The 26,355-nt window shown below is 43.5% G+C and carries 24 protein-coding genes; 6 read left to right on the plus strand and 18 right to left on the minus strand.

Features of this window, described 5'->3' with window-relative positions; translation table 11 throughout:
• Positions 1-73: 73 nt before the first annotated feature.
• The 5 genes from SNE25_RS26650 to SNE25_RS26670 all read right to left on the minus strand — a co-directional run bounded on the left by SNE25_RS26650 (position 74) and on the right by SNE25_RS26670 (position 6,678).
• Complete coding sequence (locus tag SNE25_RS26650) at positions 74-1,036, minus strand: hypothetical protein (protein WP_321562065.1); 963 nt, start codon at positions 1,034-1,036, stop codon at positions 74-76.
• A 39-nt stretch (positions 1,037-1,075) separates the two neighbouring features.
• Positions 1,076-2,518, minus strand: a complete 1,443-nt coding sequence (locus SNE25_RS26655) for a serine/threonine protein kinase (RefSeq protein WP_321562066.1) — start codon at positions 2,516-2,518, stop codon at positions 1,076-1,078.
• 239 nt (positions 2,519-2,757) lie between these two features.
• The gene (locus tag SNE25_RS26660) at positions 2,758-5,049 is read right to left on the minus strand and encodes a glycoside hydrolase family 20 protein (RefSeq protein WP_321562067.1); all 2,292 of its coding nucleotides are present in this window, start codon (positions 5,047-5,049) and stop codon (positions 2,758-2,760) included.
• 352 nt (positions 5,050-5,401) lie between these two features.
• Positions 5,402-6,235, minus strand: a complete 834-nt coding sequence (locus SNE25_RS26665) for an N-acetylmuramoyl-L-alanine amidase family protein (protein ID WP_321562068.1) — start codon at positions 6,233-6,235, stop codon at positions 5,402-5,404.
• Positions 6,232-6,678: a Fur family transcriptional regulator gene (locus tag SNE25_RS26670; RefSeq protein WP_321562069.1), complete on the minus strand. Its 447-nt coding sequence runs from the start codon at positions 6,676-6,678 to the stop codon at positions 6,232-6,234. The genes SNE25_RS26665 and SNE25_RS26670 overlap by 4 nt, the downstream gene beginning before the upstream one ends.
• A 309-nt stretch (positions 6,679-6,987) precedes the next feature.
• On the opposite strand from SNE25_RS26670, the gene SNE25_RS26675 reads away from it, so the two are divergent.
• Together SNE25_RS26675 and SNE25_RS26680 are read left to right on the plus strand one after the other, a co-directional pair.
• The gene (locus tag SNE25_RS26675; RefSeq protein WP_321562070.1) at positions 6,988-7,620 is read left to right on the plus strand and encodes a phosphatase PAP2-related protein; all 633 of its coding nucleotides are present in this window, start codon (positions 6,988-6,990) and stop codon (positions 7,618-7,620) included.
• A gap of 107 nt (positions 7,621-7,727) precedes the next feature.
• Positions 7,728-8,930: a GTP-binding protein gene (locus tag SNE25_RS26680; RefSeq protein WP_321562071.1), complete on the plus strand. Its 1,203-nt coding sequence runs from the start codon at positions 7,728-7,730 to the stop codon at positions 8,928-8,930.
• Positions 8,931-8,932: 2 nt separating this feature from the next.
• On the opposite strand, the gene SNE25_RS26685 is transcribed toward SNE25_RS26680, so the two are convergent.
• Complete coding sequence (locus SNE25_RS26685; protein WP_321562072.1) at positions 8,933-10,432, minus strand: gluconokinase; 1,500 nt, start codon at positions 10,430-10,432, stop codon at positions 8,933-8,935.
• Positions 10,433-10,436: 4 nt separating this feature from the next.
• Positions 10,437-11,552, minus strand: a complete 1,116-nt coding sequence (locus SNE25_RS26690) for a bile acid:sodium symporter family protein (protein ID WP_321562073.1) — start codon at positions 11,550-11,552, stop codon at positions 10,437-10,439.
• Positions 11,553-11,739: 187 nt separating this feature from the next.
• Between SNE25_RS26690 and rhaT the strand changes: the two genes are divergently transcribed.
• The 4 genes from rhaT to SNE25_RS26710 all read left to right on the plus strand — a co-directional run bounded on the left by rhaT (position 11,740) and on the right by SNE25_RS26710 (position 17,860).
• Positions 11,740-12,825, plus strand: coding sequence for an L-rhamnose/proton symporter RhaT (rhaT, locus tag SNE25_RS26695; protein ID WP_321562074.1), 1,086 nt, complete (start codon positions 11,740-11,742; stop codon positions 12,823-12,825).
• A gap of 54 nt (positions 12,826-12,879) precedes the next feature.
• On the plus strand, positions 12,880-15,000 hold the full coding sequence (locus SNE25_RS26700; protein ID WP_321562075.1) for a bifunctional aldolase/short-chain dehydrogenase: 2,121 nt from the start codon (positions 12,880-12,882) through the stop codon (positions 14,998-15,000).
• A 193-nt stretch (positions 15,001-15,193) separates the two neighbouring features.
• Positions 15,194-16,468, plus strand: a complete 1,275-nt coding sequence (locus SNE25_RS26705; protein ID WP_321562076.1) for a sugar isomerase — start codon at positions 15,194-15,196, stop codon at positions 16,466-16,468.
• Positions 16,469-16,471: 3 nt separating this feature from the next.
• A complete protein-coding gene (locus SNE25_RS26710; RefSeq protein WP_321562077.1) occupies positions 16,472-17,860 on the plus strand; it encodes an FGGY-family carbohydrate kinase in 1,389 nt (462 codons plus the stop codon).
• A gap of 91 nt (positions 17,861-17,951) precedes the next feature.
• Here SNE25_RS26710 and SNE25_RS26715 read toward each other — a convergent pair whose 3' ends face one another.
• The 11 genes from SNE25_RS26715 to SNE25_RS26765 all read right to left on the minus strand — a co-directional run bounded on the left by SNE25_RS26715 (position 17,952) and on the right by SNE25_RS26765 (position 26,332).
• The gene (locus SNE25_RS26715) at positions 17,952-18,878 is read right to left on the minus strand and encodes an alpha/beta fold hydrolase (RefSeq protein WP_321562078.1); all 927 of its coding nucleotides are present in this window, start codon (positions 18,876-18,878) and stop codon (positions 17,952-17,954) included.
• Between the two features lie 290 nt (positions 18,879-19,168).
• On the minus strand, positions 19,169-20,017 hold the full coding sequence (locus SNE25_RS26720) for a ThuA domain-containing protein (protein ID WP_321562079.1): 849 nt from the start codon (positions 20,015-20,017) through the stop codon (positions 19,169-19,171).
• Between the two features lie 309 nt (positions 20,018-20,326).
• Positions 20,327-20,497, minus strand: a complete 171-nt coding sequence (locus tag SNE25_RS26725; protein WP_321562080.1) for a hypothetical protein — start codon at positions 20,495-20,497, stop codon at positions 20,327-20,329.
• A gap of 95 nt (positions 20,498-20,592) precedes the next feature.
• Complete coding sequence (locus tag SNE25_RS26730) at positions 20,593-21,237, minus strand: response regulator transcription factor (protein WP_321562081.1); 645 nt, start codon at positions 21,235-21,237, stop codon at positions 20,593-20,595.
• Between the two features lie 75 nt (positions 21,238-21,312).
• Positions 21,313-22,365 carry a glycoside hydrolase family 88/105 protein gene (locus SNE25_RS26735; RefSeq protein WP_321562082.1) on the minus strand — a complete coding sequence of 351 codons (1,053 nt, stop codon included), beginning with the start codon at positions 22,363-22,365 and terminating at the stop codon, positions 21,313-21,315.
• A gap of 164 nt (positions 22,366-22,529) precedes the next feature.
• A complete protein-coding gene (rpiA, locus tag SNE25_RS26740; RefSeq protein WP_321562083.1) occupies positions 22,530-23,228 on the minus strand; it encodes a ribose 5-phosphate isomerase A in 699 nt (232 codons plus the stop codon).
• Between the two features lie 27 nt (positions 23,229-23,255).
• Complete coding sequence (locus tag SNE25_RS26745; RefSeq protein WP_321562084.1) at positions 23,256-23,678, minus strand: nuclear transport factor 2 family protein; 423 nt, start codon at positions 23,676-23,678, stop codon at positions 23,256-23,258.
• The gene (locus SNE25_RS26750) at positions 23,675-24,061 is read right to left on the minus strand and encodes a DUF302 domain-containing protein (protein ID WP_321562085.1); all 387 of its coding nucleotides are present in this window, start codon (positions 24,059-24,061) and stop codon (positions 23,675-23,677) included. The genes SNE25_RS26745 and SNE25_RS26750 overlap by 4 nt, the downstream gene beginning before the upstream one ends.
• Before the next feature lie 211 nt (positions 24,062-24,272).
• Positions 24,273-24,812, minus strand: a complete 540-nt coding sequence (locus SNE25_RS26755; RefSeq protein WP_321562086.1) for a carboxymuconolactone decarboxylase family protein — start codon at positions 24,810-24,812, stop codon at positions 24,273-24,275.
• Between the two features lie 24 nt (positions 24,813-24,836).
• Positions 24,837-25,406, minus strand: coding sequence for a DUF417 family protein (locus tag SNE25_RS26760; protein WP_321562087.1), 570 nt, complete (start codon positions 25,404-25,406; stop codon positions 24,837-24,839).
• A gap of 68 nt (positions 25,407-25,474) precedes the next feature.
• Positions 25,475-26,332 carry a helix-turn-helix domain-containing protein gene (locus SNE25_RS26765; protein WP_321562088.1) on the minus strand — a complete coding sequence of 286 codons (858 nt, stop codon included), beginning with the start codon at positions 26,330-26,332 and terminating at the stop codon, positions 25,475-25,477.
• Between the last annotated feature and the right edge of the window lie 23 nt (positions 26,333-26,355).

Here is a 26,355-nt window from a genome sequence, read left to right on the forward strand (position 1 = left end):
CTTATGTCGATAAAGTGAGCCGCCAATAATAACACACATATTGCCAGCAGCCCAAATGATAATATTTGTGACATTATGCCTCAGGTTTAAATACGTTGATGCCTATTATACCATTCAGTAATATTTTAGAGTTAAAAGGGAGCTCGACCCATTGCGGTGAGTTTACATCGCTCGGTGTTACTTCCTGTTCGTTGATCAGTGTGCGTTCACCAAAAGAGGTCATGTAAAGCTTGCCATCTGCCTTATTAAGCCTGATGCGCAGATGGGGCGTATTCACCCAATCGCTCGGTACTTTAAATACGGCCTGCTCTTCGCGGGTTTCATCATTGCCCGATACTACAATGTCATCGTCTTTCATCAGGTACTCGACCTTGCGGCCTACAAACTGCTTATCTGGCATTATGGTATCCAGGCGGGCCAGCACTTTTTCGCCAGGCTTGGCTATTTCCTTTTCGTTGTAGTGCAGGTCATTGGCGTAGGGCAATTCGTAATAACCTTCGCTGTAATAGGTAAAGCCTTTGAGTATATCGTTGCTGATGTCAAGCGTTTGGGCAACACCCGTATGCCGCGGAATGAAGGTTACGCGCAGGTTCTCTTCCTTCTTATTACTTCCGGGCAACAACTTACCTATAAAACCCTTATCACCTTTGGCATAATCAGGGTGCGATACGAGCCTGAATACCCATTTGGAACTTGAGGGCTCAACTTTTTTTCCAACTTCCTCGTGCTCGCGCAATAATTCGTAAAACTTTTTTACCGACTCATTCACGATGATACCAAAAAGGCCCGACCGGTTATTAATAAATTCCTGGTAATCTTCTTCATTAAAGCTGATGATGTACTCGTGATAAAACACTACACGATCTGCAAATGACAACTTGCTGATGGATTCCTTAAATTTTTCGATGATGTACATGTATACATCATCGGGGGTTAGCGCCTTAATTGTTGCAGCCGCGGCATTAACTGGTTTCCCGTTGGGCAGAAACCAATCCTGCAGGCCTATCTTTTGCCAAAACGTTGATTTTGATTCCATTCAGTTATATTTTGTATTAACTGGTTAGCATTATTGTAGTTAAAAATTCAGGTTAGAGGTATCCTTTGTTTTTGCACTGTCACGGTAAAACTGCGGATCTTCTGTGTTTGTTTTTTTATACTTTATTCCCTGTAAAATAGAATCGGCCTGTGAATCAATTTCGGGTGGAATGCCTGATTCATCATTAGCTGGCGTACTATCCTGCTGACGGGTAGGTTCCGCTTCCTGCTTTTTTGTAACAGGAACTTTAACAGCGCTCGAATCTGCAGGTTTATTTGATGATTTAAACAGCCGGTTATATACACCATGAGAAATTTGACTACCAAATTTGCTCATCACCACCGCCGAGAAAACAGTAAAACCGCACAGCAAAAGCATAAACACTATAAAAATAGGTTTTGACATGCGTACCTGTTTCCCGTCATTTACAGGCGGCTCCATGCTTTCGGTTATTACGGGCAGGGGCTTGTTATTTTCGGCCTCCTGGTAATATAACAGCAGGCCCTGTAAGCGTTCGTTCTCTTTTAAAAGCACCGAGGCATTCCAGGTATCTTCTTCCTGATTGCCACTTACAGCGCCAATGCTGCTGTACATGAGGGTTTCCTGCAGTTCAATGCCATCGGCAAACCTGTCATCAGGTTCTTTTTTAAGGCATTTAGCTACTATTTGCAGCAGCCATGCCGGTACCATCATTTCGTGTTCTTTCTTTTTATCGTTCCAGCTTTCGGGCAGGTTGCTCCGGCGCAGTTCCATTACATCGGGCACGGGTGTTTCCATGTGGGCCAGCATCACGGCATTACGAGCGGTTTCGCCATTGTCTTTTAACGGGAAAGGCACTTGCCCGGCTATCAATTCATATAGAATAACGCCGTAACTGTATACGTCGGTCTGGAAATACATCAGCCCTTCATTTTGCTCGGGGGCCATAAACTCAATAGCTCCGGCATGCCTAATGCTGGTACGCCGCTGATCGTCTGACATGGCCGATAATCCAAAATCAAGCAATACATAATTTCCGGTATGGATATTGAACTTTACGTTATTGCTTTTGATATCGCCGTGCTTTACCGAAACTTTATGACAGTGCGATAAGGCATTTGCCAGCTGGTCGGCCAGCTTGATGATTTCTTTTATGGTAAAAATTGGTTCGTGCGGAGGTTTCAGCAAATCCTCCAGGTCGGGGCCGTCAATGTACTCCATTTCAATAAATGGAAATGAGCCGCTTTCGGTAATGCCCGAATTTAATATCTTAACTACATTTGGATTAGGTTCTTCGTTTACCTTTTTCAGCTTTTCAACTTCGTTTTGAAAATTCCGGAAATTCTTATCGTCAGCGCTTTCGGTGTGAATGGGGGTAGGTAATAGTTTTACCGCTGTAATAATAGGACCGTAACGCCTGCCTTTGTAAACGGAGCCCTGTCCGCCCGTTCGCAAAGCTCCCATGTTCTCCAAACCCTCTGTTATTGTAAATACTTTGCTCATTGAGTAGTTATACTTGCGGTGCTATCAGCGTAAAATAACATCCTGTTTTAACCTTACGTTATTTCAACATAACGCACGCGTTAGTGTTTGGTATAAAAATAGGAAAAAAAAGATGGAACAGTTTAGGGATGTGCAGATATGCAAATTTCAAATGTGCAGATTTTAGAAATCACTTAGCGTTATAATTTTTCATTGAAAGTCAAGCAATCTACACATTTGCACATCTAAAATCTGCACATCTAATTAACAATCAGCTCATCAACCAGCAGCCAGGCTTTGGCGCCCGCTATGTACTCGCCGGGGGGGATAATACCTTTGTTGGTGCCTTTTACCCTAATATACCTCGCCTGTACAGGCTTAATATTTGCCCTTACCGCATTAATACCATTGGCATTAAAGGCAGTTTGACGGTACACTTCGGTATAGGCTTTCCCATCCACTGAGGTTTCAAAGGTCAATACCTGCGGCTCCCACATTTTTTGCCAGTGGTATTTTAAAATATTGATACCCAACTGAGATACCTTTTGCGTGGTACCCAAATCAACCACCGCGTCCAGATCATCGCCGTTAAAGCCGTACCATTGGCCATCGTTATACAGCTTATTGCCATAAATACCATTCACCAGTCCCCATATCCCTGTTGAATTATAAGTACCCTGCGGCTGGTTAGCCAGGGTCACTGTTTTGCCGATGGCTTTATGCAGGTGAAAATCCTTTTCGTAAACCCTACCCTGTTGTTTTGCTCCGCTAAGCACAACGGCCTTTACCTTTCCCGATGCGGTAATGATTAATGGCTTGCTATACTTTTTGCTTTTGAGGTTCGGTACAGTACCATTTGTGGTATAATAAATCTGGCCACCCGGTAAGGTACTATTTAAGGCAAGTTGTATTTTATCATCTGCCGATTTGGTTATGCTATCGGTGATCTCGTCGAAAGTGTTGGCTGTATTTACATTCAGCCGTTTTAGTAAGGGCAGTTCATAACGCAGGCGTTTAAGGAAACCATTATAATCTTTATTCTCTTTAGCCGTCCACGCAATTTCTGATAGTGCCAGCATCCGTGGAAACAACTGATGCTCGGCCTGTGCTATGCTGGCCAGGTATTCGCTCCAGGCATTGGCCTGTACCCCTTTTATATATTTGGCTTCATCGCCGGAGAGTTCTTTGGTGATGGGCTCATAATTATACATTTTGCTCAAAGGCGTATAGCCACCACCGGCCAAAGGCTCACTGGGGTACAGCGACTGATAATAATCAAGGTAAACATATTTTTCGGGCGTCATGATGGCGTCGTGATGCTGTTTGGCGGCTGCAATGCCACCCTCCTCGCCTGTCCAGCTCATAACGGTAGCGCCGGGTGCAAGACCGCCTTCCAGAATTTCGTCCCAGCCAATAATCTGCCGGCCTTTACTGTTCAGGTATTTTTCCATTCGGCCAATGAAATAACTTTGCAGTTCGTGTTCGTCTTTTAGATGCTCGTCTTTAATGCGCTTCTGGCATTTGGGACAGGTTTTCCATTTGGTTTTAGGGCATTCATCGCCGCCGATGTGAATATATTTAGACGGAAAAAGCGGCAGCACCTCGTCCAGCACATTTTGTAAAAAGGTAAACGTTTCTTCGTTACCGGCGCAATATACATCATCAAAAATACCCCAAAAGGTAGCTGCTTTATACGGGCCACCTGTACAGCCCAGCTGCGGATAGGCCGACAGCGCAGCCAGCGCATGCCCCGGCATTTCAATTTCGGGGATAATGTTAATGTGCCTCTCCATAGCATATTTTACTACGGCCTTAACTTCATCCTGAGTATAATAGCCCCCGTAGCGTTTGCCATCAAAGCGATGCGGACTATCTCTTTTATGGCCTATGATAGTTTCATCGCGCCAGGCAGAAATGCTTTGCAGCAGCGGGTATTTTTTTATCTCGATACGCCAGCCCTGGTCATCAGTCAGGTGCCAGTGAAAGGTATTTATCTTGTACAACGCAAGCAGATCAATCCATTTTTTTATAGCATCTACCTTAAAAAAATGACGGCTTACATCAAGGTGCATCCCCCGGTAGGCAAACCTTGGGTAATCTTCAACAACGCATCCTGCTGCCGTTATTTTCCCGTTTGATGAACGCAGCAACTGGATAAGCGACTGCAACCCGTAAAACACTCCTGCCTGGTCATGCCCTGTAATACTGATCTGTTTTGAAGTAACAGATAATATGTAGCCTTCGGGCTGTATTGCTTTGGCCGAGTCAATATTTAGTTTGATGGATGCAGCACTTTTACTGATAGGAAGACTATATCCGCTCAGAGAATGAAAATACTGATTAAAGAAAGTAAGGTTGTTGGCATCAATGCCAGCGCCAACTGATATACTTGTTTTAGGTGAAAAGGTAAATACCTCGCTGCTTTTTTGAATTTTAAAGGGCTGCGGAATTATGCCTTGTTCTTTGATTTGGGCATGTGCTGCATTAATGAATAACCCGCAGCATAAAATATAAAACAGCGCTTTAAAAACAGATTTACAGAAGCTTACCATCGGCGTATAATTGTTAAAGCCGAATATAGTTGTTTATGAGTAAATTGGTGTGCTAAAGATGGTTTTTAATATGAACGGGCAGGGAATATAGTTTTCAAAGCAGATTTCCAAAGCCTCTCCTTTCTAAAGTAACAGCCTATAACTGCGGACAAAAATGAGGCATCGTGCAGTATTTGAACGCTGGCAACGACTCACCCCAACATCGCTGCGCTTGTCGGCCCTTTCTACGGCTTCACCGCAAAGAGGGTTTTAGATTATTTTTTAAACTAATTAATTATAATAACCCTGTTTACGCCGCAGGCGTAGAGGGTGGTCCAGCGAAGCGTAGACCGGGTGAGTCGTACTCAACCAATTACATCGCCCCGATAGCCTTGCGATAGTTATTGATAGCCCTGATGATAGACTGTACAATTTCGTTCTGGCCGTCGTTGGAGTTCAGGTAATCTTCTTCCTCGGGGTTATTGATAAAGCCGGTTTCAATCAATACGGCTGGCATGGCGCTGTGGGCCAAAACCAATACGCCCTGCTCTTTTACGCCCTCGCTTTCGCGGCCATTGGTATCTTCAAATTCGGTGTTCAGCAAATCGCCAAAAAGAATGCTCTGTTTGCGGTATTTTTGAATGTAGGCGTTCAGGATAATAGCGTTTGCCGGGTCGCTCTGATCATAGGCCTCATAGGTTTCCTTGTAGTTTTTTTCGATAAAGATAGATGAGTTTTCACGCACCGCTTCTTCCTGCTCTTTCAATCTGTGAAAACCGTAAACCAGCAGCAGCACGCCTTTACGCTTGTGTGCTATAGCCGCGGTACCCTCTGGTGATGAATTGCAATGGATAGAGATAAACAGGTTACCATGAGCCTGGTTGCCAATGGTCGACCGCTGGTTCAATGGAATAAACGTATCGTCGGTACGCGTCATGATGGCGTTAACCGTAGTGATCTGCGAATCGATAGCGGCCTTGAGCTTTTTGGCTATGGCCAGGGTCACGTTCTTTTCCACCGAGTAAGAGCCGCGCGCGCCGGGGTCTTTACCGCCGTGCCCTGCATCTACAATAATGGTTTTAAACTTAAAGGTAGATACCGATGGTATAGTATCCTTCGCCGGAACGAATGAACAAAGGCTAAAAAACAAGAATAAAAGCCCGCAGTTAATGGCAGTTAGGTAGAAAATTCTGGTATTAAAGATCATTTTTTGATTGCCTTTTTACTGCATTTAGGACAAAGACCGGTAGCATACAGGGTAAAGCCTGCCGGCTCGAACCCATTGGGTAGTTTTATGGCAGGCAGGTGCAGCTCATCTAAACAATACACGTTTTTGCAGTTGGTGCAATTAAAATGCAAATGTTCATCGTGGTGATGGCCTTCATCGCAGTTTGATGAGCACAGGGCATAATTGGCGGTACCATCCAAATCAAATATTTTGTGAATAATACCTTTTTCTTCAAACGCGTTCAGGATGCGATAAAGCGTAACCCGGTCAATATCGTTCATTACACTTTCCAGATCGGGCTGCGAGGTGGCCGCATTCCTTGACGACATCATGGATAAAACCCTGAGCCGAGGTGCAGTTTTTTTTAAATGATGCTTGTTCAGCAAATCTTCAAAATGAAGATTGTTGCGGGCTTGTGCCATTTAATTTATTTAGGGAACATTATTTTAAGGATACAAATTTAACAAGAAATAACCATTGGTTTAAAATAAGGTGTAGTTAAATGGTAAAAGTTTGTTGCCATCGCACTTTATTTATCCCCTCTTTTCCTTCCGGTTCAAAACGGTTTCACTTGACCCTTTTTATGAAAATATAAACAAATATAAAAACAACGCAACACAATTGCATTTATTTCATTTGCTATTTTTATTGAATTTTATTTTAACTTTCTGGTAACAACTTATTAATATTGATGTCAATTATTATTTTGCAAACAACTCCATTTGTAAACTGTGACCGTTACAGCCCTTTATAAAATAAAACAAAACTGGCTAAACGCTTATGACACCAGTTTAAAACGCCTGAAATTACTGATAGGCGGCATACTGATAGCAGGGCTCATTAGCATCATGCCTTCCTTTTTCATGGGCATTGAGCACCGAAACGGCGTTGTGCTTAATGATTTTGTACTGGCCCATTTGCCGGCCTATGATGTTTCGCTGCTAATTTTTGCGCTGATATGGGGCATGGGTATATTGATGCTGGTTAGGGTAATGCACAAACCGGCTATTTGTGCTACCTATATATGGACGCTGATATTTGTTTGTATTGCCCGGTTTATTTCTATTAGCCTGGTGAGGCTTGACCCGCCAGCCGGTTTAGTACCCCTGGTTGATCCGCTTACCGGTTGCTTTTATGGACATGCCTCCATCACCCGCGATCTGTTTTTTTCGGGCCACACTTCAACCATGGTGATGATCTACCTCAACCTCGAGCGAAAAAACGACAAGATCATTGCCTTTATTGCCACCATTGCGGTCATGATCCTCCTGCTTATACAACATATCCATTACACCATGGATGTACTGGCCGCCCCTGTTATTGTTTACTGCCTGTACCGGTTTACCCGTTTGCTCGATCTGTAATTTGACACTGTTATTAACAGCATAAGGATTGGTATTTCTTAATTTTTAAATGCAACATTATTGCATTTAAAAATTAAATCTGCTATGTTTGTCCAAAATAACTACAGATGGAAAAGAAATTACCGGTGACCGTACTGAGCGGTTTTTTAGGCAGTGGTAAAACAACGTTATTAAATCATATACTGCACAACAAGCAGCAATTAAAGTTGGCCGTTATAGTGAACGATATGAGCGAGGTGAATATTGACGCCCGCCTGATAGCCAACGAAAAAAACCTATCCCGCACCGAAGAAAGACTGGTTGAAATGAGCAATGGCTGTATTTGCTGCACGCTGCGCGAGGATTTGATGATAGCAGTTGAACAACTGGCAAAGGAAGGCCGCTTTGATTATTTGCTTATTGAGAGCACCGGCATATCAGAACCCATACCCATTGCCCAGACGTTTAACTTTGCCGATGAAGAAGCCGGTATTGACCTGAGCCGTTTCGCGATGCTGGATACCATGGTTACCGTTGTTGACTGTTTTAATTTTTACAAGGATTTCGGCAGTTCGGAACTGTTGCTTAACCGCGACCTGGTGGATGACCCGAACGACCGCCGTACCATTGTTAACTTACTTACCGACCAGATTGAGTTTGCCGATGTTATACTGCTCAATAAAACCGATCTGGCATCGCAGCGACAGGTAAATGTGTTAGAAGCTGTTATCAAAAAACTAAACCCCGGCGCAAAAATATTACATACCCAATTTGGTCAGGTTGACCCTGCAGAAATATTGAATACGGGCTTGTTTGATTTCGACAGAGCCTCGCAATCTGCCGGGTGGATAAGGGAATTAAATGGTGACCATACTCCCGAAACGGAGGAATATGGCATTAGTTCGACCGTATTCCGTGCTAAAAGACCTTTTCATCCGAAAAGATTTTATAATTATCTGCATCATGATTTTCCGCAAAATATCATCCGTTCAAAAGGTTTGTTCTGGATTGCATCCGCGCCTGATGACGCGCTGAATTTTTCGCAGGCCGGTGGTTCTTCGCGTTTGGAAAATGCCGGGGTATGGTGGGCAAGTATGTCCTACCAGCAGCGTATAAGGTATAATGATTTTGTGGAGAACCGCGAGCTTATTGAAAAAAACTGGTCGAAAGAGTTCGGCGACCGCCATAACGAACTGGTATTTATAGGCGAACATTTAAACAAGGAAACCCTAATACAGGAGCTAGATAAATGTCTGATAACCGATGCCGAACTGGTTGACTTTTTAGCCGGAAAAAGCTTTGCCGATCCATTTAACAATCCGCCCGATTAACCCTATTCCGTATCAAGTCCGTGCAGCAGGTGCATTGAATCTTTCAGATCGAAGTACAGTTTCTTAAACAGCGGGAATATCCTGATATACCGTTCGTGGTTTGAGCTATTGGGTTGTATAACCGTCGCGTTACTGATATTGGTTAGTTCACTATACTTTTCGGGATGTAGTACTTGCATGGCCAAATAGATGGCACCTACTGCCGATGCATCCTCCGGTTGCTCCACTACCAGTATTTTTCCGGTAATGTCGGCCAGTATTTGTGTCCACACGCCGGAGCTTACAAAGCCCCCGCTGATATTTACCTGGGTAATGGTAACGGAGGCGTCTTCAACCGTTTTAAGTACATTGTACAAGGCAAAACAAACGCCTTCTAAAGCGGCCCTTAAAAAATGCGCACGGGTGTGGGCGGGTTTTATATTTATAAATGCCCCGCTGCTTTTGGTGTCCCATAGCGGTGCGCGCTCACCATACAAATAGGGTAAAAACAGCAGGCCATCGCTCCCGGCTGGCATAGTTTCAATGGTGTTAAACAGTTCATCATAATCGACTTCGGAAAGCTTTTCTTTTTGTAAAAAGTTTTTCAGCAGCCAGTTAATGGCAATACCACCATTGTTTATCGCCCCGCCGCAAACAAAAGTGTTTTGATTGAGCAGGTAATTGAATATCATACCTTCAAAGTTGTAAACCGGCCGGGGACTGGTAATACGGACCGCCCCGCTGGTACCGATTGTAAGCGCGGCAATACCCGGCCCGGTGGTATGGCTACCCAAATTAGCACAGCAGCCATCGCTAGCCCCGATAACAAAATCAGTTTTTTGTTCGATGCCCAACAGTTTGGCTGTAACAGCGTTAAGATCATTGCGGTAATAGGTAGTATTTTGAGGCGTGGATAATTTATCGGCAGAAATGCCGGCAAGGCTGCATGCTTCGGTGCTCCACTGCAGTTTTAAAATATCAAACAAACCTGTTGCCGAAGCAATGGAGTAATCAACCTCAAAGCTGTTGAAGAGTTTAAACCAGATAAACTCTTTTACAGAAATAAATTTGTGCGCCTGGGCAAACAGACCGGGGTTATTGGTACGCAGCCAGATCAGTTTGCACAAGGGCGACATGGCATGTACAGGCGTACCCGTAATGCGATATATCTTTTCACCATCGGCAGAATCTCTTAAATGCTGTGCAATATCTTCGCTCCGGGCATCGGCCCAGGTAATCATGGGGTAGAGCGCAGTGCCATTGTCATCAACAGGAATAATACTGTGCATGGCGCTGCTCAGGCTCACCACCTCGGGCGCGTGGCCAATTTTCGTCATTATTTCCTGCAAACATTTCACAAAGGCATCCCAGATCAGGGATGGATCCTGCTCGCTGTAACCCGGTTCGGGACTGTTAATAGGATAATGGTTTTGTGTTACCCCCAAGGTATCGCCGATTAAAGTAACCGCTACCGCTTTTGTGCTGCCTGTGCCTATATCGATGCCTAAAATATATGGTTGCATGCTTTTAATTTAAGTTAATGGGTACTACTTCTTTTTCTTCCTCTGGGATCTTACCATGCCACCAGGTAGCCAGTAAAGAACCCGATACGTTCATTACAGGGCCAAATATAGCCGGCGCAAGCCCAATAGTCGCCATCCCTCCCATCAACAGTGCCAATCCGGATGCCAGTCCGCTGTTCTGCATCCCCACTTCGAGCGATATTGTCCGGCAGTCCTTTTCTTTAAACCCTAACAAGCGACTAAACCAGTAGCCTAATGTATATCCCGAAATATTATGAATAAATACAGCCAAAACCAAGAGCGCACCCACTTTAATCAGGCTGTCGCGCCCGGCTGCAGTAATTACGACAATGATCAATCCGATGGCGGCCATTGAAATTACCGGCATCAGCCTGTCGAGCCACTTCACTTTTCCCCTTACCAAAAAGTGAAATAATAAACCTGCAACAATAGGTATGATCACTACCCGGGTGGTGTCCCAGGCCATATCCCAGAAATGTACGGCTACAAACTTGCCGGCCAGCACCCGCATCAGCAAAGGAGTTAACAATGGTGCCAGCAAAGTTGAAACTGTAGTAACCGCTATAGACAACGCCAGGTTAGCCCTTGATAAATAAGCCATTACATTTGATGCCAGCCCGCTCGGGCAGCACCCTACCAGGATAACGCCGGCCGCTATCTCTTTCGGGAAATTAAACATATTAGCCAGCGCAAAGCCAATAAGAGGCATAATGGTGTAATGGCAAACTATCCCTACCAATATGGCTTTAGGCATTTTAACAACAGTGGCCAGCTCCTTTAAACTCAACTCACTGCCCATGCCAAACATGATCACCTGCAACAGTGGGATAATAAGTCCCGAAAGTTTAAACCCTCCTACACTGGTAAAATAATGCGGATAGTACATAGCCATACTTACCGCCGCAAATATCATGGTGGTAAAGGAAAACCCTTTTAACCTTACATCGGTTTGAAAAACTATGGCCAGCGAAAAAAAGAAACCCATCAGCAACCAACCGCCGGGCCATACATACCCCCAGAAATTTAGGATGATATACAACAGCAAAAAAATAGCCGCCAATACGTAACCCACTACTTTTAAAACAGAGGTTTTAACCATTTATCGTGTTAGTTATCAGGATTTGCTCAGGTAAAATCTTGCACAAAATAACATTTATCTTTGGGATGAAAACAATAAATTGCCCATCTTAATCTGTCGCATCTGAATTGCATTCGCATGACAGACCATGACAGTTCCCCTGTTTTTAATATCTAAATTAGCTTTACCAATATAAACCAATTAACGTATGCAGATAATTTTCGGAGTTTTTTTCCATTTCATCGGCGGTTTTGCCTCGGGGAGTTTTTACATTCCCTATAAAAAAATAAAAGGATGGGCCTGGGAGAGCTACTGGATAGTAGGTGGCATTTTTTCATGGCTCATTGTGCCGCCGCTGGCAGCATGGTTAACCATCCCCGGCTTTACTGATATTATTTCCCATACAGAAGGCTCTGTATTAGGCTGGACTTATTTGATGGGTCTGTTATGGGGCATTGGGGGGCTTACCTATGGCCTGGGTGTCAGGTACCTTGGTGTATCATTAGGCAGTACCATTATACTGGGTCTTTGCTCGGTATTTGGCGCACTGATACCATCTTTTTATTATGATTTATTTCCGAAGGAGGGCAAGGATACTTTTAGCATGATGATACATAATTCCTGGGGGCAATTTGTATTATTAGGCGTATTACTTTGTGTTGCCGGTATAGTTATATGCGGTAAAGCAGGTATGATGAAAGAGCGGGAACTATCGTCAGCAAACGGCCACGTTGAAAAACAAGCTAATCAGGATTATAAATTTGGTCTGGGTATCCTGGTAGCCATAATATCGGGTATATTGAGCGCTTGTTTCAATTTCGGTATCGAGGCAGGTAAATCAATGGCCGACACTGCTAACCAAATCTGGCAGGCTGCTCATCCGGGACAGGGTAATTTCCTGTATCAAAACAACGTAACCTACATTATCATACTATGGGGCGGTCTTACTACCAATTTTATCTGGTGTATGATACTTAATGCACGCAATAAAACTTTTGGCGATTATACCGATAAAAAAACACCGCTGCTTAAAAACTATCTTTTCGCGGCACTGGCGGGCACTACGTGGTTTCTGCAGTTCTTTTTCTATGGTATGGGCGAAAGCAAAATGGGTAACGGGGCAAGTTCATGGATACTGCACATGGCGTTTATTATATTAATAGCCAACATGTGGGGGCTGGTGCTAAAAGAATGGAAAGGTGTAAGTAAAAAAGCATTCGCTACTGTAATAGCGGGTATAGCGGTTATAATACTATCGGTACTGGTTGTAGGTTATGGCAACTCTATCAAATAATTAAATTAAAAGTAAATCAAAACTCAATAACTCAGCAATTCAATAATTAAAAATATGTCTGTCAAAACAACACAATTTAAGCATGTAAGCTACCTGTGGGATGATGCAAAAGCCGCCGAACTTGCAGGCGACGAAGTTGCCCTGTTAATATACCGCTCAAACCTGTTGGGTGCCGATTTGCGCCTTACCAATTACGGCGGGGGTAACACTTCATGTAAAGTAATATCAAAAGACCCGCTTACCGGCAGCGAGGTTGAGGTAATGTGGATCAAAGGCTCTGGCGGCGATATCGGTACCCTTAAAAAAAGCGGACTGGCAGCATTATATGTTGATCGCCTGCGCAGCCTTAAAAACGTTTACCGCGGGGTTGAATATGAAGATGAGATGGTTGAATTATTTAACCATTGCATTTACGACCTGGCATCAAAAGCGCCCTCAATTGACACCCCTTTACACGGCTTTTTACCATTTAAGCACATCGATCACCTGCACCCCGACGCGGCCATTGCTATCGCTGCCGCCAAAGATGGCAAAAAAATAACCCGGGAACTTTTTAACGGCACTATAGGCTGGGTTGAATGGAAAAAACCGGGCTTTGAACTTGGCCTGCAATTAAAACAATGTCTGGACGAAAACCCTGGCATCCGTGGCATCATGTTAGGCTCACATGGTTTATTTACCTGGGGCGACACCGCTTACGAAAGCTATATGAACACGCTTGAAGTTATCGAGCGCTGCGCCGAATACTTAGAGGAAAACTATGGTAAGAAAGGCCCTGTTTTTGGCGGCCAGAAAGTACAAAGTTTAGACGAAGCCGGTCGTAAAAAACAAGCAGCTGCTATTGCGCCTATCCTGCGTGGTTTTTGCTCGAGCGAAAGGCACATGGTAGGCCATTTTACTGATGACGCTCGTGTGCTGGAATTTATCAATTCAAATGATCTTGACCGTTTAGCACCATTAGGTACAAGCTGTCCCGACCACTTTTTACGTACCAAGATCAGTCCGCTGGTACTTGACCTTAAATCCGGCGAAGACCTGAGCGATGTTAAAGCATTACAAGAGCGCCTTACCCCTGCTTTTGAGGCCTACCGCCAGATGTATACCGACTATTATAACACCTGCAAACATGATAACAGCCCGGCAATCAGGGATACCAATCCGGTAATTATCCTGTACCCTGGTGTAGGCTTGTTCTCTTTTTCAAAAGATAAACAAACAGCCCGCGTAGCAGCTGAGTTTTATACCAATGCCATCAACGTTATGAAAGGCGCTGAAGCTATATCTGAATATACTTCACTACCACACCAGGAAGCTTTTGATATTGAGTACTGGTTGCTGGAAGAAGCCAAATTGCAGCGTATGCCAAAACCAAAAGCATTATCAGGCAAAATTGCCCTCATAACAGGCAGCGCCGGGGGTATAGGTAAAGCTATAGCTAAGAAATTTGTTGACGAAGGCGCTGTTGTAATCTTAAACGATATGAACGCCGAACGCTTGGAAGGCGCAGGCGAAGAGTTTAAAAAACAATACGGTAAAGATTCGTATACTACCGCTACGCTTGATGTTACCAATGCTGAACAGATTAACAGCGCGCTGGAAATCGCGGCTTTAGCATTTGGCGGTGTTGATATCGTGGTGAACAATGCCGGTCTGTCTATCTCTAAATCAATAGCCGACCATACCGAAAAAGATTGGGAGCTGCTATATGACGTGTTGGTGAAAGGCCAGTTCTTCATTACGCAGGCCGCGGTTGCTGTAATGAAAAAACAAGCTATTGGTGGCGATATAATTAACATTGTAAGCAAAAACGCCTTAGTAAGCGGACCAAACAACGCAGGTTACGGATCGGCCAAAGCAGCACAACTGCACCTGAGCCGTTTGAACGCTGCTGAATTAGGTACCGATGGCATCCGCGTTAACGTGGTGAACCCTGATGCGGTTATCAGCGACAGCAATATATGGGCCGGCGGCTGGGCCGAAGGTCGTGCCAAGGCTTATGGTATTACAGTAGCCGAACTGCCTGCTTACTACGCAAAACGCACACTGCTTAACGAAATCATTTTACCTGCCGATATTGCTGATGCCTGCTTTGCCTTTACCGGCGGCCTGCTCAACAAATCAACCGGTAACGTGTTGAATGTTGATGGCGGTGTAGCTATGGCATTTGTGCGATAATTTTGAGTCTTTAGGCCGAAAGGACTATTGGACAAGGGACTTTAAGACAAGTACATTGGGAACAAAAAACCCACATGTCATTGCGAGCGAAGCGTGGCAATCTCACAGGCAAGGTTTATCAGCACGTGAGATTGCTTTGTCGTTCCTCCTCGCAATGACATATTTTAGAATATAATTACATAAACCAATAACCATGCAATTAGAGAAGAGCATAATTGACGAGGCTAATCATAAGCAACAGGCGGCGCATCAGCGCAAGTTTGATTTTGTTGCTGCCGATATAAACGGACTGGATACGATTATTCAAAAAATTTCCGATTTCAATATAGCTATACCCAGTTGGGCTTTAGGTACAGGCGGTACACGCTTCGGTCGTTTTTCGGGCGGTGGTGAGCCACGCAGCCTGGAAGAAAAAATTGAGGATGTAGGTTTAATACATGCGTTAAACAAAAGCAGCAATTCCATATCGCTGCACATTCCGTGGGATATCCCTAAAAACGCTGCTTCTATTAAAGCATTGGCAGCACAACTGGGCCTGCATTTTGACGCGGTTAACTCCAACACTTTTCAGGATCAGCCCGATCAGCAGTACAGCTACAAATATGGTTCTTTACACCATGTAGATAAGGCTGTACGCAAACAAGCAGTTGAACATAACATTGAGGTAATTAACTACGGTATTGAACTTGATTCAAAAGCGTTATCTGTTTGGCTGTCCGACGGATCAAATTTCCCCGGCCAGCTTAACATGCGCGGTGCGTTTGAGCGTACACTGGAAAGCCTTCACGAAATTTATGACGCCCTGCCTGCCGACTGGAAAGTATGGATAGAGTACAAACCTTACGAACCTAATTTTTATTCAACTACCATTGGCGATTGGGGCCAATCATACCTGCTGGCATCAAAACTGGGCAAAAAAGCGCAAACTTTGGTCGACTTAGGTCACCATTTGGGCAGCACCAACATTGAGCAGATTGTATCGTTGTTACTGATGGAAGGCAAACTTGCCGGTTTCCACTTTAACGATTCGAAATATGGCGATGACGACTTAACCGTAGGCAGCATTAATCCTTACCAACTGTTCCTGATATTTAATGAACTGGTTGAAGGCATGGATGCCCGTGGTTTAAATCATGCTACCGGTATAGGCTGGATGATAGATGCATCACACAACATAAAAGACCCAATTGAAGATCTTCTGCAATCTGTAGAAGCCATTAAAATTGCCTATGCTCAGGCTTTACTGGTCGATCAGCCAGCCCTGGTACAGGCACAGCAGAACAACGACGTAGTACTGGCGCAGGAAATATTACAGCACGCCTACCGCACCGATGTGCGTCCGTTATTGGCCGAAGCCCGCTTACGCTCGGGTGGTGCATTAAATCCTTTAGCTATATACAGACAGCAAACCATACGCAAACAACTGATAGAAGAACGTGGAGCGCTGGCAGTATCAACCGGCTTGTAAACTATGGAGCAAATACCTGTTATAGCTATTTTTGATGTGGGTAAAACCAATAAGAAGCTGTTCCTTTTTGATGAGAACTATAAAATAGTTTTTGAACGGACAGCCCGGTTTACCGAAACTCACGACGAAGATGGCGAACCTTGCGAAAACCTCGACAGCCTGCGGCTGTCGGTATTTGACTCGCTGAGGGAAATATTTAAGCATAAACAGTTTGACCTTAAGGCGGTCAACTTCTCAACTTATGGGGCCAGTTTTGTATATGTTGATGAAGATGGCAGGCCCCTTACCCCCTTGTATAATTACCTTAAACCATATCCACCAGAGTTGGGCAGGCAGTTTTATGAAACCTACGGCGATGAAGCCCGGTTTGCACGCGAAACTGCCTCGCCTGTTTTGGGTAATTTAAACTCGGGGCTGCAAGTGTACAGGCTTAAATACGAACAGCCCGAGGTATTTAAAAAGGTAAAATATGCGCTGCATTTACCTCAATACATGAGCTACCTGCTCAGCGGCCAAATGGTTACCGATCTTACGAGTATTGGCTGCCATACCGCACTGTGGGATTTTGGCAAAAACACCTATCATGAGTGGGTAGACAAAGAAGGCATCCTTCCCAAAATGGCGCCCCTAAAACCTGCTGATGGCGTCCTTTCGGCTGTATTTCCCGGGAGTACTTATAGTGTGGGCATCGGCCTGCATGATAGTTCGGCCGCGCTTATACCTTACCTCGTGAGTTTTAACATGCCGTTTGTGCTGATATCTACGGGTACATGGTCTATCAGCCTGAACCCTTTTAACCAAACACCGCTTACCGAAGAAGAGCTTAAAAACGATTGTCTCAACTACCTGCAATATAAAGGTGGCCCTGTTAAGGCATCAAGGCTATTTACAGGTTACGAATATGAACAGCAGGTAAAACGCATTGCAGCTCATTTTAACCAGGACATGATCAGGTACCGCACTATGAATTTTGATCCGGCTATAGTTGCAAAGCTACAGGCAAAAAAGGCGCTGCAATCCAGGCATCAGCAGGGCGAATTACAAAAATCGGTATTTGAACAACGTGAGCTTGCCGATTTCAGCAACGATGCCGAAGCTTATCACCAATTAATGATCGACATAGTTCAGCAGCAAACCATATCCACCGGCTATGTGCTGCAGGGTTGTAAAGTACAAAGGATATTTGTAGATGGCGGATTCAGTAAAAACACGGTGTTTATGCACCTGCTGGCTTTCGCTTTCCCGCATCTGGAGGTTTACGCGGCATCAATGGCACAAGCTACCGCTGTGGGTACAGCCCTTGCTATACACCAGGCATGGAACACCAAAACCCTACCTCATGACCTGATAGAGCTGAAATACTATTCAGGAGTTCAGAATGAAGTGGTGTGAGGTTGAGTTAAAGGGGTCATCCTGAGCTTGTCGAAGGATCGGGCGGAGAGGCCCCGACACCATGCTTCGACAAGCTCAGCATGACACCAACTTATAAAGTGGCCGTCTTCACCGCTTCTACAATATCCTGAATAAGCCCGGTGTCTTTAATTATCCGCTCGTGGCCTACGGCTTCATATTCTTTAATCAATATTTCGGGATGGTTGCTTAAAAACTTCTGCAAATAACTATAAGGAGCGGTTTTATCTTCCTTATCATAAACAAGCAGATGTTTTACGGCGGCATCATCCGGATATAAACCGGGTAGATTAAAATACGAGGCAGGCACTTCGACCAATAATTTGAAAGCTTCAAAAAACTTATCCTGAGCAGCAACAGGCACATCCGCCGCTGTCATGGTGGCAATAAAATTTTCCCTTAATCTCACCAATGGAGCTATGCTAATCAGTAAGGATGGCTTGATATTCGTACTATTAATAACAATGGTGTTAGCCATCGCTCCAAGTGAATGCCCTATTAATATATCGGGTGGTCCGTAGGTATTAACAATTGCTTCCGCGGCTTTTGCAAAAAGCGACAGGTTGGAAAGTTCGCCCTCTGAACTGCCATTACCCGGAGCATCAAAGGCAATAATCTGCAAATCGTCTATCATTCGAAGCGCGGTGATCAGCTCGGTAAAATCAGCTGCCTTAGAGCCCCAGCCATGCGTAATCAATACCCTGCGGCTGCCGTTACCCCATATAAAACCATTAAACTTTAACATCGAGCAGCTAAAATGCGGATCGTCTGCTTCCAACGTAAACGGGGTTGCCTCATCAAGCAATTGCTGGCTTTGTAACCTTACGGGCATTTTAGGCGAATAGCAGATCAGCTGCCAAAGCAAATCGGTTATATCTTGATTATCGCGATGGTCTATTGCTTTAACCCGGGTAAAAAGTTCTTTAAGTTTTTTCATAGATGATTTGTAACCTTCAAAGGTAGAAACCACTTTTAAAGTCAACTCATCTGCAAATGTCATTTTAAAGAAAATGACATCCTTTTTAAAAAGCTGTAAGCCTTAATTTTTACCAGTACCCAGCCATAACAAAGCATTCATGATTAGTTTATTCTGTACATCATTATCAAATGTTTGCGATAGTTCCTTACTTGATTATCGCGATGGTCTATTGCTTTAACCCGGGTAAAAAGTTCTTTAAGTTTTTTCATAGATGATTTGTAACCTTCAAAGGTAGAAACCACTTTTAAAGTCAACTCATCTGCAAATGTCATTTTAAAGAAAATGACATCCTTTTTAAAAAGCTGTAAGCCTTAATTTTTACCAGTACCCAGCCATAACAAAGCATTCATGATTAGTTTATTCTGTACATCATTATCAAATGTTTGCGATAGTTCCTTATTGGTTCCGCCATCATAATCCATATCATTATGGCCCATATTAAAATAAACCATACGATAATTCTTATTAGTCCATACAACAGGGTAATAGCCGCTGTGCCATATTTCATAAGGTTTGGGCCCGGTACCCAAGGGGAAACTGGTTGAGTCTATAGACAATAAAATTTTAATATCAGGATTGGCGCGCAGGTCTTTCTCCCATCTGTACCATTCGTTTGGCGATGCTTTGAAAGTGGTGGGCAGGCCCTTTGTTACCGGGTGTTTGGAATCCACCCTCAAAATAGCCGAAGTTGGGTGCCAGGTATTGCTCTTATACTGTCCCGAACCCAAAAATTCGTTGTGATACCAGTCCCAGTTTTGCGGATAGTCTGACGGGGTAAGCGCGAAAGCGGAGAAGTGGAAGCCCATCCAAGCGCCGCCATTTTTCATATACTGCTCAAAGGCTGCTCTTTGCGCCGGATCATCGGTACGGGTATCTAAAAATATCACTACCTGGTATTTAGCCAAAAACTCAGGGGTCATATCGCTCCAGTTTTTGGTAGAATCATACGTAAAGTTGTATTTTTTGGCCATCTCCGGGAACCACCGATTAGCCTCGTGCATAAAGCTGATATGCGCCTTATCCTCACGGCCGGTGTAAAAGGCAATCACTTTAAACCTGGGTTTAACGTTTTGCGCCTTAGCATGGTAAAGACTAAAACATACTATACAAATTGTAATTGCCAGCACGGCAATTTTTTGAACACCGGTACGAGAGGTCATGGTTTACTGTTGATTAATGATTGCTCCTATAAAACTAATTAAATTTTGGTAAACGTTTAATAGTAAAAGCAGCTATGAAACGAGACGCAGTAATATAACAGGGAGAATAAACGGAGCCTGTTCTTTTGCAAAATCAGAAAAACAAAATTGCTTATAACAAATAACAGCCGCTACACTTGCTGTAGACGGCTGCTTCTAAGTTACTATCCCTAATTATATAACTTATTATTTTTATTCAGAGCTATTGAATATTTCTGAGATTTGATTTATATCGTTTTGTAATAGTGTTATTTTATAATGTCAAAGATATTACCTCCAGCCATAAACCGCGACAGGGATATTACCTAAGTAATTTACGGAATTTACTGTATTTATTGCCAGTGAATTTACGTGAAATGCCATTTGCGGATGAGTATTTTTACGCAGATACTTATGCAGTATTTTAGCAATGGCTGTAAACAGAATACCCGTAGCTTTCATGACAATGGTTTATTTTACTATTACACGAAAATGAGGAATATACCTATACGGGTCAATCATATAAGCTTATGGTTTTTCACCGAAAAATATTACAGTTACATGCTGCCAACCAGTCTTTCACGAATGGCTTTGGCCACAGCTTCTGATTTGGAGTTTACATGCAGTTTTTTGTAGATGCTGCTGATGTGGGTGCATACGGTACCCATACTAATGTAGCAGCGTTCGGCTATCATTTTATAACTGTCGCCCTTTACCAGACACCCCAGCACTTCCCGTTCGCGCAGGGAAAGATCATACTCGTTGGCTACATCTGATCTCTTTTCCCTGAAAAAATCGAGCACCTTACGGGCTATGCTTGCATTCATCGGGGCACCTCCCTGATTTACATCCGTAATAGCTTCGAGGATCTTGGCGGGCGAGGTTTTTTTAAGCAGATAACCCGTTGCTCCCGACTGGATAGCCGCGAACACCTTATCGCTATCATCATAAGAGGTCAGGATCAATACATTTACATTGGGAAAGTGCGTTTTGATGAGTGCTGTGGCCTCTATGCCGCTGAGGCCTGGCATGTCTATGTCCATGAGTACCACATCCGTTGTATCATGCCGCATATGGTCGAGCACCTTGTTACCATCAGGATAAGTTCCGGCTATTACATAACCCGGTGTGCCTGATATTAAATAACTCAGGCTATCGCGCAAGGCGCTATTATCATCAAATACAGATACTCTGATGTCCAATTTTTTAAATTTAAACAGTAAAGTTAAAACCTAACTCAAAGCATTCCAATCATATATGCATATGATATTACGAGTTTAATTTTTATCTGCTGCCGGATGTTTGCTGAGGTATTGATAAAGTTGGGTGCCGGTGAGCAGAAAAGCCCCTACGCCATATACCTCGGTACTGCTTTCGGTAACCGCATCAGGACTGGCGCCTATGCGCTGTACATAACCCAGCATCCCATCGGGGTGAACAGAGGTTGCCAATGCAGCCCATGCTTTTTTTACAACTGGCCAATAAGTTTTACCATCAAGCATGCCATGATTAAGTCCCCATAGTAAGGCATAACAATAAAAGCCGGTACCGCTGGTTTCTTTAACGGGATAGCTCTCCGGATCGAGCAATGAGGCATGCCAGCTGCCATCTGGTTGCTGCAGCGAGGCTATTTTGGAAGCCATGTCCTGGTATAGTTGTTCAAATTTCTTTTTTTTGGGATGATTGGCGGGCATGTTTTCCATCACCCTTACCAGGCCTGCAAGTACCCATCCGTTACCCCTTGCCCAGAATACTTTTTTGCCGTTCTTTTCTTTCTTGTCCAAATAGCTTCCATCCCTGAAATATAAATGCTCTGTAGGGTCATATAAATAATCGGTGGTTTTCCACCAGAGTTTGACAGCCATATCAAGGTATTTGGTATCTCCTGTAGCCGTGCTTAAATAACTCAGCGCGGTTGGCCCCATAAAAAGGGCATCGCACCAGGCCCATTCCCTTGAGGCAATATGATTTTTCCACTCCAATGATTCATCATGCGGCTTGCTCACAATGCTATCAGCCAGTGCGATGAATGGCGTTATCATTTTTTTGTCTTTATACCTATTATACAACAGGGAATAGGTTTGACCAATGCAATAATCATCGGCCATAAAACGGTCGCGGCCAGTGTTCCAGCTCAAATCGTTGCCAATATTGACAAGCGCGGTTAAATATTTTTCATTGTTTTTGACAGCACCCAAGGCATAAATACCGGTATAACAAGCGGCGTTTGTCCAATCAACCTTAGGATGTTTAAAACCATTCGTGTTCCACTCATTCAGTTGCCAATCGGCAACCTTGTGCATAATATCCAATATGTACTTTTTTTTCAATAACGAATCCTGTTTAACTGGTTTAGAAGTTGCCCGGGCCGGATTGACGTTAACACAGGAAATTAAACATAACAAGGCGAACAATTGCAAACAAAACTGCTTTGATTTTACCATAGACATCTTTTTTTATTTAGGTAAGGAGCTTAAAGATAGTATATTTTGTATTAATAGACTTTATAGTCGGGCGATATTATCCTTACCCCGCCTTCGCCCGCAATTATGGCTTTTGATGCCATTCTGTAGAACAAGGAGTGCTCTACAATGCCCGGAATCATTTTTACCTGTATGTTTAACTGCTGCCAATCCGGCACGCTTGAAAACTGCATATCGGCAAGCAGGTTGCCGTTTTCAGAAGTCACGGCGCCGTCTTTCTGGTTGCTCATACGCAGTTTTAAAACGGCATCAGGCCAGGCAGATGTAAGCCTGTCAAGTACTATTTGTAATGCCTGCGGCAAAATCTCCACCACCAGGGGATAGGTTGCATCCAGCGCGGGCGTAAATTTAGCGTCATCGCCCATTAATATAAACTCAGCGGCCATTGATGCCAGTATTTTTTCGGAAGTGTGGATGCCACCACCACTTTTAAGGGCGGTTAACCCGCTGTCAAACTGATCGCATCCGTCAAAATAAATATCGAGGTATTTTACCATCGACGCGGCTTTTACATTTAAGCCATGCTGCAACAGGTAAGCATTTGTTTTAAAAGACGATGACACCAAAATAACAGAGCCGGCAAGGGCTTCATCCTGCCTGATCATATCAACCAGATGAAAAACCGTTGTTCCGGCTCCCAGACCAATTGTTTGGCCTGTTTTAATAAGTTTAAAAGCGACTTTTGCAGCCTCCAGCTTGTAATCGGCCATGAGTGTTTTTTTATTGAGCAAGATAGCTTATATCCCGTCAATAAAAAAAGCATTGATACTTGCTACATCAGAAAGATAGGTGGCCATTGATATAATTTTGCCATCATTTATCTCGCACACAATCGCTACCTGCTCGTCCAGTATCAAATTATCCCTGGTAGCTGTATTATGAAGCGAAAGCGTCACACCATGCAATCCATAGAGGATATCCTTTAATTGAAATTTAACTCCAAAGTGTTTTAATCCCTGGGCGCGGCGTATAATAGCATCGGCCCCTTCGGCAAGGCCCGAAAGAATACTTGTACCAGGCAATTTCCAGACTGCATCCGGCGCTATAATTGCGCGCATGGTATCCCATTCATTATCCCTTAATGCCGTGAGAAATGTGGTAGCGAGGTACAGTTTCTCCTCATCTGTTGGGAGATTGTTATTTTGATTTGATGTTTTCATGATAAGATTTTAGATATTAACGGATCTATATTTAACGGGGCAGACACATTTGCCGATAAGAAATACCTGATCTTTATATACGAGGCATCATTATAAGCAACATGCACCGCCTGCTGCTCATCCTGCCAGGCGATAACCTTTAGCGGCAAATCGAGCGCTGCCACCGGATTTTCGCTCATTACCGGTCCGCCGGCTTTAGGATTGCCAAACAATAAAAACTCTAAAGGGGGTATAACTTGGCCAACCTTTTGCAGCTCCTGCTGCTGGTTTATTCGGGCATATATGGTTACATCATGTTCTTCTAAAGCGGTCTGTATACGATCTATTGTTTCTTTTACAGAATATCGGCTTTGGCGAACGGTAACTCCATTGGGATTAGTCATGGTGATAGTTTTAAATGGTAAAACAGAATAGAAGCACGCTGTAACAGTCTGCTTGATAAACGCCCGCCTATTGTTATCATAGGAGACGTTCGGATTGTTACGCTGCTTCTTACTCATAACGCTGTGTATCAATTTTATAGGTATTTTAAAAAATACAAATACCTGATTATCAAGTGTTCATTAATGTTCCAGCTTCCGAACACTTATAGCATTAATTTATTGGCTCAGCCGCGGGAAAGTCAACCGGAATATTGGTTAAGGCAAATACATAATTGGTGAATACCCTTACTGTAACCAGGCCTATCAGTTCCATTACGGCAGCTTCATCATACCCGGCGGCAAAAAAGTTTTCGAGCGCAGCTTCATCAGCATGTCCCTTATTTACAGTTATTGATTTGGCCAATTGTATTAAAGCCCGCAGCTTAGGATCGGGCACATTGGCTCTTCTTATGGCTAAAGTATCTTCTTTGCTGAAACCGTTTTTGATGGCTGCTAAAGTATGCCCCGCAAGACAGTAAGCACAACCATTTACTTCTGATACCACTAAGGCAATAGCCTCCCGTTCTTTAGGTGAAAATACGCCTTTACTTAAGGTAGCGTCAAAATCCAGGAATCCTTTCAGCGCATTTGCAGAGTAGCCAATAGTGGCATACAGGTTGGGAACTTTACCCAATCGTTTCTGCATTTGGTCAAATATAACTTGCGCGTCGGCGCTCACCTGTTCTTTAACAGGCACTTGTATTGTTTTCATGATTAATTTATATGGTATGGTTTATTATTTTGTTTTTTGACGGTTCAGGTAAATTCTTGCTGTTTCGCTCATAGTAATAATGGCTCCGCCGAGAATAACAAGGTCTTTAATTACCAGTCTTCCTCTGCCAGACAGGTATGGGAAGCCCCATTGGCTGTCTGTTAGGTGCGGCACCCAACTTTCGGGTGTGGTGATCAGGAATGATAGTGTACCAAGGGTAACTATGCCTATAAGTAAACTGGCTATCATGCTGGGCAGCGGCGCTACTCTATATAAGGCTACGAACACGGCAAGTGTCATGAGGAATATTCCCAGCCCTTTTGAAAATCCATAAGTGTTATTGTCTGTATGCCACTGGTGATTGGAATCGATAAGTTCACCCTCTTTATTCATGTGCTTCTTATAATCGTTAGGATGCTGATAAAAGAACGACATGAACGGACTGTTGGCCACAAATGGTACTATGCCATCGGCTTCATAAGTAAAAAATTTAAGTCCCCCTATCCATAGAAAAACTACTACTATAGCAAAGCGGATAACCTTCTTTCCAAATTGGTCGAGATTGGCAATACTGTTTATGATTGAAGCTTTCATTGATGTAATTGTTTTGTTGGTCAAAATTACATCTATCAGCTACCTCTGGACATGGACGAAAAAGGCTATCACTTGGACAAATCTGCCACGATAGATATGCCGGTTTTATCGCGAAAGGTTTGGGGCGAAACTTTGGTTACTTTTTTAAAAAAACGACTGAAATAAAATTCATCTTCAAACTTTAACGCATACGCAATTTCCTTAATGCTTTGCCGGGTTAAATGGAGTTGTTTTTTGGCTTCGAGAATTATCCGCTCCTGTATAAGCTGTGACGGTGTTTTTTTGAAATACCGGCTACAGCGTTTAGTAAAATTATTGGGCGACATGGACAACAACTGCGCATATTCACTGGGTTTATGCAGGGTAAGGTAATGCTGATCCAAAAGCTGCCTGAAACGCTCCATTTGTTCATCCTTCTCTCTTGACTCAGTGTGATTATCAATCAATTTAATCTTTATACTGCTTGATTTGGCCAGGAAAAGTTGCAGATATGAACGGAGTACAATTTCAGAGGGCAAACCCTGTTTAAATTCTTCATCAATATCATTCAGCAGGTTTTCAAATACGCGGATATCTTTATCGGCCAGCGTTATGCAAGGCTGTATGTAAATGTTATTAAAAAGTAACCCATTACAAGCTACTTCGGTTCTGTGATATTCTATACAATAAAAATCGCCATGAAACTGTAGTATCGTTACCGGAGTTGGCTTGCTTTGTTCAATATAGATAACTTGTAAAGGGGTAGAAAACAATATAACCGGCCCTTTAAAATTAAAAGTCCCAAAATCGGCGTGATATATGCCCTCGCCGTCAGGTATAAACAAAATGGTATATTCTGAAAACTGAGCAGGGGTGCTTAACAGATCAGTATCTGTTTTTTTTAATCCGAGCAAATATTCTCTGGCTCTTGTAAATACTTCTTTCATTGGCTATTTATGGCGTTCAAAAA

It is taken from the genome of Mucilaginibacter sabulilitoris, from assembly GCF_034262375.1.
GTDB classification, from domain to species: domain Bacteria; phylum Bacteroidota; class Bacteroidia; order Sphingobacteriales; family Sphingobacteriaceae; genus Mucilaginibacter; species Mucilaginibacter sabulilitoris.

Bases quoted from the DNA above. Each gene is read 5' to 3' on its own strand.
- SNE25_RS26720 (WP_321562079.1), bottom strand. From the start codon at position 20,017: ATGACCTCTCGTACCGGTGTTCAAAAAATTGCCGTGCTGGCAATTACA.
- SNE25_RS26650 (WP_321562065.1), bottom strand. From the start codon at position 1,036: ATGGAATCAAAATCAACGTTTTGGCAAAAGATAGGCCTGCAGGATTGG.
- SNE25_RS26760 (WP_321562087.1), bottom strand. From the start codon at position 25,406: ATGAAAGCTTCAATCATAAACAGTATTGCCAATCTCGACCAATTTGGA.
- SNE25_RS26685 (WP_321562072.1), bottom strand. From the start codon at position 10,432: ATGCAACCATATATTTTAGGCATCGATATAGGCACAGGCAGCACAAAA.
- SNE25_RS26715 (WP_321562078.1), bottom strand. From the start codon at position 18,878: ATGACATTTGCAGATGAGTTGACTTTAAAAGTGGTTTCTACCTTTGAA.
- SNE25_RS26765 (WP_321562088.1), bottom strand. From the start codon at position 26,332: ATGAAAGAAGTATTTACAAGAGCCAGAGAATATTTGCTCGGATTAAAA.
- SNE25_RS26670 (WP_321562069.1), bottom strand. From the start codon at position 6,678: ATGGCACAAGCCCGCAACAATCTTCATTTTGAAGATTTGCTGAACAAG.
- SNE25_RS26655 (WP_321562066.1), bottom strand. From the start codon at position 2,518: ATGAGCAAAGTATTTACAATAACAGAGGGTTTGGAGAACATGGGAGCT.
- SNE25_RS26690 (WP_321562073.1), bottom strand. From the start codon at position 11,552: ATGGTTAAAACCTCTGTTTTAAAAGTAGTGGGTTACGTATTGGCGGCT.
- SNE25_RS26750 (WP_321562085.1), bottom strand. From the start codon at position 24,061: ATGACTAATCCCAATGGAGTTACCGTTCGCCAAAGCCGATATTCTGTA.
- SNE25_RS26700 (WP_321562075.1), top strand. From the start codon at position 12,880: ATGTCTGTCAAAACAACACAATTTAAGCATGTAAGCTACCTGTGGGAT.
- SNE25_RS26710 (WP_321562077.1), top strand. From the start codon at position 16,472: ATGGAGCAAATACCTGTTATAGCTATTTTTGATGTGGGTAAAACCAAT.
- rhaT (WP_321562074.1), top strand. From the start codon at position 11,740: ATGCAGATAATTTTCGGAGTTTTTTTCCATTTCATCGGCGGTTTTGCC.
- SNE25_RS26725 (WP_321562080.1), bottom strand. From the start codon at position 20,497: ATGAAAGCTACGGGTATTCTGTTTACAGCCATTGCTAAAATACTGCAT.
- SNE25_RS26660 (WP_321562067.1), bottom strand. From the start codon at position 5,049: ATGGTAAGCTTCTGTAAATCTGTTTTTAAAGCGCTGTTTTATATTTTA.
- SNE25_RS26705 (WP_321562076.1), top strand. From the start codon at position 15,194: ATGCAATTAGAGAAGAGCATAATTGACGAGGCTAATCATAAGCAACAG.
- SNE25_RS26745 (WP_321562084.1), bottom strand. From the start codon at position 23,678: ATGAAAACATCAAATCAAAATAACAATCTCCCAACAGATGAGGAGAAA.
- SNE25_RS26665 (WP_321562068.1), bottom strand. From the start codon at position 6,235: ATGATCTTTAATACCAGAATTTTCTACCTAACTGCCATTAACTGCGGG.
- SNE25_RS26680 (WP_321562071.1), top strand. From the start codon at position 7,728: ATGGAAAAGAAATTACCGGTGACCGTACTGAGCGGTTTTTTAGGCAGT.
- SNE25_RS26755 (WP_321562086.1), bottom strand. From the start codon at position 24,812: ATGAAAACAATACAAGTGCCTGTTAAAGAACAGGTGAGCGCCGACGCG.
- rpiA (WP_321562083.1), bottom strand. From the start codon at position 23,228: ATGGCCGATTACAAGCTGGAGGCTGCAAAAGTCGCTTTTAAACTTATT.